This window comes from Turicimonas sp. TL08, assembly GCF_054660695.1.
Map to the genome: position 1 here is coordinate 162,431 of NZ_BAAGDP010000003.1, position 11,280 is coordinate 173,710.

An 11,280-nucleotide genomic window follows, 5' to 3' on the forward strand; every position below is an offset into this window, starting at 1 on the left:
TTCAGTTCGCAAGCTGTCGGAAGATAATCGTTATTCTTGCTCCTAATATTTGGCCCTGTTCATCCACTATATTTTCCACCCCGACAGTACCTCGGTGTTCTGCCACAATTTTCTTTATCATCGGCAATCCAAGCCCTGTGCCCGAGGTCTTTGTCGTAACATAAGGTTCGAAGGCATGCTCCAGAATTTGAGCGGCAAATCCTGGCCCATTGTCAATGACTTCAAGCTTTACGCCGTCCACAACATTTGTTCCGGGCTCATATTCTTTTGCGACTCTGATTTCCACACGCATGGCCTCTTTATCAGGAGCTGCTTCCATCGCATTGGAAATGAGATTGTGAAGTACTTGTCTGAGCATGTTGGCATCGGCCTCGATCAGAGGCACCGTCGGATCCAAGTCCAAATGAAGATGAATATCTCCGGCCAAATAAAGGTTGGTGACTTCCTGGACAAACTCGGCCAAATTGATTTCTTCGAATCGAGGAGAGCCGATCTTCGCGTACAAACGGAAGTCGTCGACCATCTGCTTCATAGCCGTTACCTGGTTCACAATGGTTCTCGTAGCCTTCTGAAGAATCTCTTCGTCCTTACCCGAGACTTTGGTCTCAAGTTTCATCTGAAGTCTTTCAGCAGCTAACTGTATCGGCGTCAGCGGATTCTTAATTTCGTGAGCCAAGCGGCGCGCAACTTCAGCCCAGGCTTCGGTTCTTTGGGCGGCTGCCAAGGAGCTGATATCGTCAAACAACAAAAGGTAACCTTCACGGCTTCCGAGGGAGAGGGTCGATCCTCTAGTGAACAAGAAAATACGCTGATGTTTCTTACCGGATTTCACAACAAGTTCGCTTTGAACGGAAACATCCGGATATTTACCGTTAACCGGCTTGCCGATTTCTTCTCTAATCGGCTCAATAAAATCAGGAAGAACCTCCTGCAAAGGTTCGCCGAGACGGCCTGCCAAATCGATTTTAAGGATTGAAGAGGCACTGGCATTAACAGAAACGATATTCCACCACTCATCCGCGACAATTACGCCGGAAGACATCTTGGTCAAGATACTTTCCAGATAATCCTTGGCTTGTTCGAGTTCCTCGCCGCGCTTTTCAATGTCTCTGCGGGCATCTGCCAGCTGCGTGGTCATGATGTTAAAAGACCGCGTCAACTCCGAGACTTCATCGTTAGTCTTGGATTCCGGCAATAAATCATAATGGCCGCTTCCCAGTCTTCGGGTACCTTCAAGCAAAATCATCAGCGGCTTCGTGATTCTCGTCGCAATAATGACGGATAAGGCAATCGCAGCGAACATAGACATCAAAAGAACCAAGGTCAGCGTTATCAAATAAATGGAACGCAACCCTCCGCGGGCCAGAACCATTTCTTGATAGTCGCGGTAACCGTTCATCAGCACTTCAGAGTTATGAGCCAAAGAAGGCGGAATGTTGTCTACCACCTCCAGAAAAACTGCTTCTCCTGTCTGACTGGAAGATTCAAAACCGTTTCTGCTGAACGTAAAACGTTCGCTTCTCGGAGAACTGGCATTGGGAAGCAAAGACAGCGGAGCAGCAGCCGGCAGCTCAACCGTCGGAATCAGCACAATGGCTTTTGCCTGTATAGTGCCGCCTTCTTTTTCTTCCAGCCCCTCCCAGTGCCCCTCAGATCGTGCGGTCTGTAAGTTTCTTATCGAAGGAACCACGGGTGCTAAGGTATTGAATGAGGCTCCGCTGACGCCTATTAATCTGCCGCGGGAGGTCACAATCATCGCCTCGGATAAATTTTCTCTTTCGCGAAGACTGTCTAGACGCGACACCCATTCTGCGGGAGGACTTTCCGCCAATTCAACCGCGAGATTACGGGCACGATTCAATAATGATGACTGATAGTTCTCAAGAACTTCTCTACCAAGCGTCAACCCGGAATCTAAAGCTCGCTCAACCTTTCGGTCAAACCATGAATCTACGGAACCATAGAGGAACTGTACGGAAACTAAGAAGATAAGAACACCCGGGAGAACGCCTGCCAAACATAAAGCAAAAGCAAATTTAGAAAGGATTTTTACGCCGTATCTCTTTTTACGGGCCCTTTGATAGAGACGGGTAAGAAGAACGGCCACGAGCCCTAGAAAAATTGCAGCGACCCCGGTATTGACCCACAAAAGAAGCTGATAGTACTTTTCAAAGAAGCCGGTATTACGGCTGGCGTTCACAAGCAAAAAGAGCAGGATACAGCTGACTCCCACCATAATCAGGAGCGCAAGCCTCAAGTACTTGGACACGGTTACTCCTTAGTGGAAACTATCGTCACATCAAACCATCCGGAATCTAGATTCCATCCGTCATCTTTCTTGAGCGTTACCTGGAAAGGCTTGGGCAGTCTTTCCGTATCCAAATAGAAGCGGGCCCGGACCTCATAGTCATCCGGGTTGATATCCCTGTACGGCGCAACGTACAGCTTGGAAATCGTAGTCATGAAAAATATGGCTTGATCGAGATTGTCAAAGTTCTGCGTCATCCCGCCGAGACTGACACGATACTGACGGGTCAGCGGGTTATAACTGAGACGAATTCTTTCAGTGACCTTACTGATCTCACGGTCAAACCAATACCAGCGATTTTTAAAGATTTCTACTTCCAGATTGAAGTTAAGAGGAACTCCTCTTTCAAGAACTTCTTTGACCTCAGGAGCCAGCTCCAACTCAAAGGAGCCGTCAAAGTAAATGGCTTTGGAGGAATCTTGAATGGCAGACACCTCCGCATGCACGGGCACAATACCTTCTGCACAGGCACTAACGGCCATAGCAGCTGCGATCAGCCCCGCAGCTGTTAGTCGAACAAAGCGCCTGTGTAAAGTATTCATTAAATTTTCTCAAAAAGTGCGTAGAAAAAACCGTCTCTTACCCAAGGGATAAACTCCAAATCAGGAGCGTCGTCATGCGGGGACAGTCTTATCCATCCTTCAGGAGCTCCTTTAAAAGGTACAAGTTTTGCATCCGGATGTGAAGCCGCAAATTCCTTAATTTGGTCGATCCCTTCTTCGGGCATAACAGAACAAACCGCATAAAGCAGTCTGCCTTTTTTTGCCAATATAGACCACATTTTATCTAACAAATACGCTTGAGTCTTTGCCAAGCTCTTCACATCGCTCAAATCTTTTAGCCAAGGAATATCGGGGTGACGTCTTGAAATCCCTGAAGCTGAGCAAGGAGCGTCTAAAAGGATGCGATCAAAAAGTTTCTTTTCTACATTCCAAGATGCCACATCACCGACATCAGCGACTCGAACTTCTGCTTTCAGATCCAATCGGCCTAAGTTTTCTCCGATTCGTTTTGCACGCACCGGGTCCTTCTCTATCGCCGTTAAATCAATATCGGCCATTTCCAACAGATGTCCCGTCTTGCCTCCCGGAGCAGCACAGGCATCGAGCACAACCATGCCGTCCGAAGGATTTAAGATTTGAGCCGCAAGCTGACTGCCCGCATCCTGAATAGAAACCTCTCCGTCTAAGAATCCGGGGATATCGGAAACGGGTCTGGGCGAAAGCAAAACTATGCCGTCTTGGCCAACGCGAAGCGCATCTTTGATCCCGTTTTCTTCTAATTTCTTTAGATAGTTTTCGGGACTGATTCTTCTACGGTTAACTCGAAGCACCAACGGAGGATGCTTCTGCTGTAAAGCTAAAACTGCATCGGCATCTTTACCGAAAATCAAACGATATTTTTTTATCCACCAAGCAGGCGCATTAAATTTAACCTCATCGTTCTTCATTGCTTCAGCAACGAGGGCTTCCTGCTCTCTTAAGAACTTTCTAAGAACCGCATTAGCGAAATTTGCCGCGTTAGCCAGACTCGGATCTTTTTTAACTGCCCGAACTGTCTGATCAACAACGGTAAAAGGCTTCTTCTCACCAAGCACGGCCTGAGCAAAAGCTACCTCTAACAGTGAAGAGAGCAAGGGTTTAGGAGGCTTAGACGCTAACTTCCTAAGTATCCATTGAGTTAGAACTCTTCTTCGGGCAACGGCGTATACCAAGCTTTGGACAGCCGGTTTGATTTCGCCCTTTATTTGTCCGAGAGCACCGTCAATTGAGGAGCCTTCTTTAATTTTCTGCCAAGTTTTAGCGGCTTCCATTAAAGCCGTCGACAACGCTACTTTACTCATTGCAACAGTTCTTTTTCTTTAATGGGATGACCGGCTAAAAACTCTCTCGCGGGCAATTTCTTTCCGCCCGGTCTCTGCAATTCTTTAAGACAAACAACTTTGCCGTCGCCGGCACAGACGCGAACTCCTTTAGCGTCCGCTGAAAGCACGGTTCCTGCTGGTTCTTTATATTCTTTGTCCTTTTCGCATACGGCAAACCAAGCCTTCAAATCAGTCTCACCGTGTTTGAAAGATGTCCCGGGGAACGGATTAAAAGCGCGAATCTTGTTAACGATGACCTGAGCCGGCTGATTCCAATCAATAACGCCTTCGGCTTTTTCAAGCTTGCTGGCATAAGAAGCTTCTTCGGGCTGAGCTACCGGCGGATATTTTGTCGGGTCTTTCAAATATTCAGCAAGCATCTCCGCACCGAGCTTTCCAACTTTTTCAGTCAGTGTTCCGGCGGTATCTTCTTCGGTGATCGGAATAGCTTTTTTGTAAAGCATCGGACCGGTATCGAGGCCGACATCCATCTGCATAAGCGTTACACCGGCTTCTTTATCGCCTTTTTCAAGACCTCGGGCGATGGGAGCAGCTCCTCTCCAATCAGGCAGCAAGCTGCCGTGGATATTAACCGCTTTCAGATTCGGATATTCGCTCCAAATTCCTTTCGGAAGTTCAAGCAGTTCTTGAGGAAGGATCAAACCATAAGCAGCAACGATTAATAAGTCCGGATCGATTTCGCGCAGTTTGTCGTAAACCGCAGCGGTTTCTTCTCCCCCTTTGGCTCGTCTGAATGTCAAAGGGGTTTCAACAGGAATGCCAGCCTTAAGTGCAACTTCTTTGACTGCGCTTGCTTTTAATTTACGTCCTCTGCCGGAGGGACGATCGGGCTGCGTCAGGACCATTCTTATGTCGTGCCCTTCTTCTATTAATTTATTTAAGGCATAAGCGGCAAATTCAGGCGTGCCTGCAAAAACAATCTTCATGTAGTTCACCTTTTGAAAAGGAAAGAATTTCTTTCCGACAGAGATTTTGTTCTCAGATTGTAGGACAATGGAAGCTTAATACATCAAGTATGGCTCGATTTGGATTACTTTCATGCCGGTTGCTAAATTAAAAAACGTTACTTTGTCATACCACGAGTACGGAGATAAGCACCTTCCCACAGTCGTCCTGATTATGGGACTCGGCATGAGTGATCATTCTTGGCCGAAAGAACTTTTGCGCCTATTAGTCAAAAAAGGACTTCGGGTCATTACTTTTGATAATAGAGACGTTGGTCACTCGCAATATTTCCCAACCGATAAGAATTTTCAATCCGTTCCGATTGCCATCGGCAGAGCGTTATTAAGGCTTCCTGTCAAAGCCCCTTATAAATTAGAGAACATGGCTTTGGATTTGGTTGAGCTGCTGGACTATTTGAAGATTGATTCGGCCCACTTGGTCGGTGTCTCCATGGGAGGCATGATTGCACAGGTAACGGCAACCATCCGTCCGTCCCGCGTGAAATCTTTAACTTCCATTATGTCGGCTTCCGGAAATCCTAGAACCGGGACTGGCAAGGTCAAAGCCATCTACTCCCTGTTTATGCATCCGGAGCAACCTGATAATCCGGAGAAGCTCTTCGAGCATTTCTGCCGCGTATTCAATACTCTTAAGAGTCCAAAATATGAATATCCGCGAGAAGAACAAGAAAAACTCCTGCGCGACTCCAGTCAAATTCCTTTTGACTCGAAGGGAGCGGAAAGACAGCTTTTGGCCATTTTAGCCAGCGGAGACAGATCAGCTCAGTTGTCCCGCCTCAGTACTCCGACCTTAGTCATTCACGGCGAGGATGATCCTTTGCTGCCGCTAAGCGCAGGTAAAGAGGTGGCAGACCTTATTCCGAACGCAAAATTAAAGGTCATGCCTCTGATGGGTCATGACCTTCCCCCGATACACTACGAAGAGATTTCTTCTGCCATCGCCAAACATGTTTGGGATGCAGAGAACTGATTAATCTTCTTTGTGCTTAGCCGCTTTAGCTTCTTCTGCTCTTTGTTTTCTAATTTTTGTGCAGATACGGCTGCGCTTGAGCAAACTCAAGTGATCAACAAATACGATACCGTTCAAATGATCCATTTCATGCTGAACACAAACGGCAAGCAAGCCGTCGCAGGCCATTTCAAAAGTATTGCCGTCTAAATCCTGAGCTCTGACGACGACCTCAGCCGGTCTTTTAACCTTGTCGTAAATGCCGGGCAAAGACAAGCAGCCCTCTTCCCATGGTTTTAGCTCTTCGCTTGCTGAGACGATTTCCGGGTTAATCAAAACCTTCAAATCGTTTTTCTCTTCCGTAATATCAATAACGATCAGACGAATGTGCTTATCAACCTGGGTGGCTGCAAGACCAACACCGGGAGCTTTGTACATCGTTTCTGCCATATCGGCAGCTAATTTTTTCAGTTCCTCATTGAATTCCGTGACGGTAGCGGCTTTCGTTTTAAGGCGCTCATCCGGATATTTAAGAATAGGAAGTATTGCCATTAAAGGCCTCCATAATATTTTTCTCGAGATCATACTAGGTACGAGATAGAAAAAAGCTTTGATCCGCCTCTATTAAGCAAAAAAGCCTTTCGTCGTTGGCCAAGAAACAAGATCTAATCAGAAAAAGAAGAATTCTTACAAACAATCACACCTCTTGAATTTCCTGACTTAATTGAGAGTTATGGGTCCATGGAATTTTCGACAACTCTTTGAAAAGGTGCTAATTTAGAAAAAAGAAACCACATTTATGCAGGATAAAAGATGGGCAAGACATTGGTTATCGCGGAAAAACCCTCCGTAGCGACTGACATTGCAAAAACCTTAGGCGGCCTCAAAAAGGTCACCGATTATTATGAAGGCGACGAATACATCGTCGCCTCTGCAGTCGGTCATTTATTGGAGATCAAAGCTCCTGAAGAGTATGAAGTCAAACGAGGAAAATGGAGTTTTGCGCATCTTCCTGTAATTCCGCCTCACTTTGAACTTCAGCCCATAAAGAAATCCGAAGCCAAGCTCAAAACGCTCTCCAAATTAATTAAGAGAAGAGATGTAGACAAAATTGTCAATGCATGCGATGCGGGACGAGAAGGCGAACTCATTTTCCGTTACATCATTGAAGCAGTAAAGACTAAAAAACCGACGGAGAGACTTTGGCTTCAATCCATGACCAAAGAAGCCATCCGTACGGCTTTCCATCATTTGCGTACAGCCGCAGAAATGCAGCCTTTGGCAGACGCCGCCAAGAGCCGCTCTGAAGCAGACTGGCTTGTCGGCATCAACGGCACACGTGCCATGACTGCTTTCAACAGCAAGGACGGCGGTTTCTTCTTAACCACCGTCGGCCGGGTGCAGACCCCGACTCTGGCCCTGGTCGTTAAACGCGAAAACCAAATCAGAAGCTTCATTCCTAAAGATTATTGGGAAGTTCATGCTGATTTCGGTGTTAAGTCAGGCTCTTACCACGGTAAGTATTTTGACCCTAACTTTAAGAAAAGCGATGACAACACATTAAAAGCAGATCGCTTATGGAATGCAGAAGAAGCTCAGAAGATCGTCAATGCCTGTCAGGGCAAGACCGGTGTCGTAACCGAAACGTTCAAGCCTTCTACAACCAGCTGTCCGCTCTTATATGATTTGACCACTCTGCAAAGAGAAGCTAACCAGCGATTCGGATTCTCTGCTAAGACAACTTTAGCTATTGCTCAGGCCCTTTATGAAAAACATAAAGTGTTGACCTACCCGAGAACCGATGCCCGTGCTCTTCCGGAAGACTACATCCCTTCCGTCAAAGAAATCATGCACATGCTGCTGGAGTCTCCTTGGGGGCAATTTGCAAAAGAAATTCTGAAGAACAACTGGGTCACATTCAATAAAAAGATCTTCAACAACGCCAAGATCAGCGACCACTTTGCAATTATTCCGACAACACAGAAAGTTCCTGCTTCTTTAAGCGAAGCCGAACAGAAGATTTATGACTTAGTGGTCAAGAGATTCTTAGCCATTTTCTTCCCGCCGGCACAGTTCAAGAACATTACCCGCATCACCGAGGTAGAAAAGTACTCTTTCCTCTCTGAAGGAAAAGTATTAGAAAGCCCGGGCTGGTTAGCCGTTTATGGTAAAGGCGCGGATGCCGTCGGACAGGAAGTGATGGTTCCGATTCAACAGAATGAACCTGCTGCCGTCGAGCACATTGAATCTCAGCAACTCGCTACAAAACCGCCTGCAAGATACACTGAAGCGACTCTTTTGAGCGCAATGGAAAACGCCGGCAAGGAAATCCAAGAAGCAGAACTGCGCGACGCAATGCGCGAAAAAGGCATCGGTACGCCGGCTACACGAGCAGCTATTATCGAAGGGCTGGTTCTGCAAAGCTACATGATTCGCGAAGGCCGTGAACTTGTTCCGACAGCGAAAGCTCAGCAGCTTTTAACACTGCTTCACGGCTTAAACATCAACGTCTTATCTGAGGCCGAACTCACCGGTGAATGGGAATATCAGCTTTCTCAGATTGAAAAAGGAAAGCTTTCCCGCAATGAATTCATGAAGGGCATTGCCGAGTTGACAACACAGATCGTTGATAAAGCAAAGAGCTATGGTGCTGACACTGTACCTATTGAACAACCGATGCTGCTTCATGCTAAATGTCCGAAGTGCCACTCACCGATGGTTGAACATTACAAGCGTTTTGCCTGCTCTCACTGTGATTACAGCATTGCTAAACATCCGGGCGGACGCATGCTGGAAGCCAAAGAAGTTGATGAACTCTTTGAAAAAGGAAGCATCGGACCTCTCGACGGATTTATCAGCAAGATGGGACGTCCTTTCTCTGCCGTTCTTAAACTTGGTCCGGCCCCTGATTACAAGCTTGATTTTGATTTCGGCAACAAAGAAGAGGATGAACCCAAAACACCGGTCGACATCAATTCTCTTTCGGTAATCGGAAAATGTCCGGTCTGCGGCAAGAGAGTGTTGGAAACGGAAACTGCTTACGCTTGCGAAGACGCCCTGAATCCTGAAGCCAAGAAGAAATGCACTTTCAGAAGCGGAAAGGTTATTCTTCAGCAGCCGATTGACGAAGCTCAGATGAAGAAGCTATTAGAGACAGGTAGCACTGATCTTCTAACCGCATTTGTCTCCAATAGAACTAAACGTCCGTTCTCTGCCTTCTTGGTTTTAGAAAAAGGCGGCAAAGTCGGCTTCAAGTTTGAAGAAAAGAAACCGAGAGCTGCCGGAGCCGGTGCCAAGAGAACAACAACCGCCCGGAGAACCTCGACCGGCAAAGAGGCTTAAGAGAATCTTTGTCAGCCTCTTTCGTTCCTGAGCTATCAAAAGGACAGATAACATAAAGTGTCATAAGGGCGGCCATAAAAGCCGCGCTTAGACCTGTCCTTCTAAGTAAATCCTACGGAAAAATGAGAAAAGACACGTTGCAAGACTTACCTTTGGGAACATCGTCTTTTGAGACGCTCAGAGAAGCCGGTGAAATATACGTGGACAAAACTGATTTCATTTTTAGGCTGGCATCCAAAAGAAGAAAGCTCTTCTTAGTTCGGCCTAGAAGGTTCGGAAAGTCCTTGTTGATCTCGACCTTAGAGTCTTTGTTTAAGAATGGTCTGAAATATTTCCTGAATTTAAAAATTGAAAAACTGTGGAACGATGAGCGAACCTATACCGTAGTCCGTTTAGACTTTTCAGAAATACGTGATTTTCGCTCAAGCGACAAATTTGCAAAAAAGCTCACCGCATTGCTCGCAAGAAAATTTAATCCGGTAGGGCTGAAATATCAGATTAGTGAACTTTTTTCGATGTCGGACCAATTATCCGATTGCCTTGCGACTCTTCCTACAAACAGTTTGGTTCTCCTAATAGATGAGTATGACGCTCCTTTGACCGCCTGCTTGAACGACCTCCAGTTATTTGATGAAGTACGGCTTAAGCTTGCGGTTTTTTTATGCGGCTCTCAAAGCGAATGACGCGGCTTTTAGGTTTATTTTTATCAGACCGACCCGTAAAACACCGTCCTTTAGGACGGTGATATAAGGGTCGAATATAATAATTTTTTCAGTCAGGCGTATTCTGTTGTTCAATGTACTGTTTGATAATAGAAATAGGTGCACCCCCACAACTTGCAGCAAAATAAGAAGGAGCCCAGAGAGCATCCCCCATAACAGGCTAGGAATGGAGAGATATTTCTTTTTTCGAATAAGACGGCTCGATACTCCTTTCAGAGAATTGACTGAACGAGATATAGAGACTTTAGGTGGGTAAGTAATTAACAAATGAACGTGATATTTTTCGCCATCAAACTCTACTAAGTCAGCTTCAAAATCATTACAAACTGAGGGAAAAATTATTTTCAGTGCGTCCAATATCTGTTTGGGTAAATGCGTATCGAGTGTACTTAGTGGCAAAGACCAAATGAATATGCAAATTCAAAAGACATTATCTGTCGTATCTGGTATTAGTATCTACGCCCATGACCAAATTTTAATTTGCCAAGGAAGTCAGGAAACAAAGATGCAGATGAGACGAGCTTTTAGATTTGAATTGTGCCCTAGTGGTGCCCAAGCTCGTTTGATGAGCCAATTTGCGGGTTCCTGTCGCTATGTCTATAACAGAACTTTAGCCGCAGAAAAGTCACTTTACGGCAAAGATAAAGCACATCGGTTTAACTATGTAGAGTGTGCCAACCGTCTCGTTCTGTGGAAGAACAAGCACTCTTTTCTGAAAGACTGTCATTCTCAAGTCCTCCAACAAGCATTGAAAGATTTGGAGAAGGGATACAAGAATTTTTTTGCCAAGAGAGCGAATTTTCCAAGGTTCAAAAAGAAATTTCAGTGCGATTCATTCCGATTCCCGCAGGGATTCATAATAGATGAGGATAAACAAAGGATCTATTTGCCGAAAATAGGGACAGTCGGCTACAGAAAGAGCAGAAGCATCATTGGCAAACCAAAGAACATTACGGTATCTCGAGAAGGTCTAAAGTGGTTTGTTTCCATTCAGACTGAATTTGAAATAGAGCCTAAGCGGATGATTAATTCCGAAATCGGAATTGACATGGGCGTTAAGAAGTTTGTTACTTTTTCGAACGGGACTTTCGTAGAGCCGGTCAATAGCT

At 45.8% G+C, this 11,280-nt stretch carries 9 protein-coding genes and 1 pseudogene; 4 read left to right on the forward strand and 6 right to left on the reverse strand.

Going from position 1 to position 11,280, the window contains the following annotated elements:
* Position 1: 1 nt before the first annotated feature.
* Genes ACYQ4O_RS02825 through fmt form a run of 4 tightly spaced genes read right to left on the reverse strand, consistent with a single transcriptional unit; the run spans position 2 to position 5,119 of the window.
* Positions 2-2,269: an ATP-binding protein gene (locus tag ACYQ4O_RS02825; protein WP_308512948.1), complete on the reverse strand. Its 2,268-nt coding sequence runs from the start codon at positions 2,267-2,269 to the stop codon at positions 2-4.
* Between the two features lie 2 nt (positions 2,270-2,271).
* Positions 2,272-2,850, reverse strand: a complete 579-nt coding sequence (locus ACYQ4O_RS02830; RefSeq protein WP_277030484.1) for a DUF4390 domain-containing protein — start codon at positions 2,848-2,850, stop codon at positions 2,272-2,274.
* Entirely contained in the window at positions 2,850-4,151 is a 1,302-nt protein-coding gene (gene rsmB / locus ACYQ4O_RS02835; RefSeq protein ID WP_282196229.1) for a 16S rRNA (cytosine(967)-C(5))-methyltransferase RsmB, read from the reverse strand. The genes ACYQ4O_RS02830 and rsmB overlap by 1 nt, the downstream gene beginning before the upstream one ends.
* Positions 4,148-5,119 carry a methionyl-tRNA formyltransferase gene (fmt, locus tag ACYQ4O_RS02840; protein ID WP_277030480.1) on the reverse strand — a complete coding sequence of 324 codons (972 nt, stop codon included), beginning with the start codon at positions 5,117-5,119 and terminating at the stop codon, positions 4,148-4,150. The genes rsmB and fmt overlap by 4 nt, the downstream gene beginning before the upstream one ends.
* 112 nt (positions 5,120-5,231) lie before the next feature.
* Between fmt and ACYQ4O_RS02845 the strand changes: the two genes are divergently transcribed.
* Positions 5,232-6,128: an alpha/beta fold hydrolase gene (locus ACYQ4O_RS02845; protein WP_460174685.1), complete on the forward strand. Its 897-nt coding sequence runs from the start codon at positions 5,232-5,234 to the stop codon at positions 6,126-6,128.
* Here ACYQ4O_RS02845 and def read toward each other — a convergent pair whose 3' ends face one another.
* Positions 6,129-6,659, reverse strand: a complete 531-nt coding sequence (gene def, locus ACYQ4O_RS02850) for a peptide deformylase (RefSeq protein ID WP_066594509.1) — start codon at positions 6,657-6,659, stop codon at positions 6,129-6,131.
* Positions 6,660-6,920: 261 nt separating this feature from the next.
* Here def and ACYQ4O_RS02855 point away from each other — a divergent pair, with 261 nt between their 5' ends.
* On the forward strand, positions 6,921-9,449 hold the full coding sequence (locus ACYQ4O_RS02855) for a DNA topoisomerase III (RefSeq protein WP_277030478.1): 2,529 nt from the start codon (positions 6,921-6,923) through the stop codon (positions 9,447-9,449).
* A 122-nt stretch (positions 9,450-9,571) separates the two neighbouring features.
* Entirely contained in the window at positions 9,572-10,132 is a 561-nt protein-coding gene (locus tag ACYQ4O_RS02860) for an AAA family ATPase (protein ID WP_277030477.1), read from the forward strand.
* Between the two features lie 88 nt (positions 10,133-10,220).
* Here ACYQ4O_RS02860 and tnpA read toward each other — a convergent pair.
* A pseudogene (gene tnpA, locus ACYQ4O_RS02865) lies at positions 10,221-10,595 on the reverse strand (IS200/IS605 family transposase).
* Between tnpA and ACYQ4O_RS02870 the strand changes: the two are divergent.
* Positions 10,578-11,280 (forward strand): RNA-guided endonuclease InsQ/TnpB family protein (locus ACYQ4O_RS02870; protein ID WP_460174686.1); only part of this gene is annotated, 703 nt, incomplete at its 3' end. The pseudogene tnpA and the gene ACYQ4O_RS02870 sit on opposite strands and share 18 nt — an antisense overlap.

Coding starts and splice junctions, on each gene's coding strand:
- ACYQ4O_RS02860 (WP_277030477.1), top strand. CDS start 9,572: ATGAGAAAAGACACGTTGCAAGACTTACCTTTGGGAACATCGTCTTTT.
- ACYQ4O_RS02845 (WP_460174685.1), top strand. CDS start 5,232: ATGCCGGTTGCTAAATTAAAAAACGTTACTTTGTCATACCACGAGTAC.
- fmt (WP_277030480.1), bottom strand. CDS start 5,119: ATGAAGATTGTTTTTGCAGGCACGCCTGAATTTGCCGCTTATGCCTTA.
- def (WP_066594509.1), bottom strand. CDS start 6,659: ATGGCAATACTTCCTATTCTTAAATATCCGGATGAGCGCCTTAAAACG.
- ACYQ4O_RS02855 (WP_277030478.1), top strand. CDS start 6,921: ATGGGCAAGACATTGGTTATCGCGGAAAAACCCTCCGTAGCGACTGAC.
- rsmB (WP_282196229.1), bottom strand. CDS start 4,151: ATGAGTAAAGTAGCGTTGTCGACGGCTTTAATGGAAGCCGCTAAAACT.
- ACYQ4O_RS02830 (WP_277030484.1), bottom strand. CDS start 2,850: ATGAATACTTTACACAGGCGCTTTGTTCGACTAACAGCTGCGGGGCTG.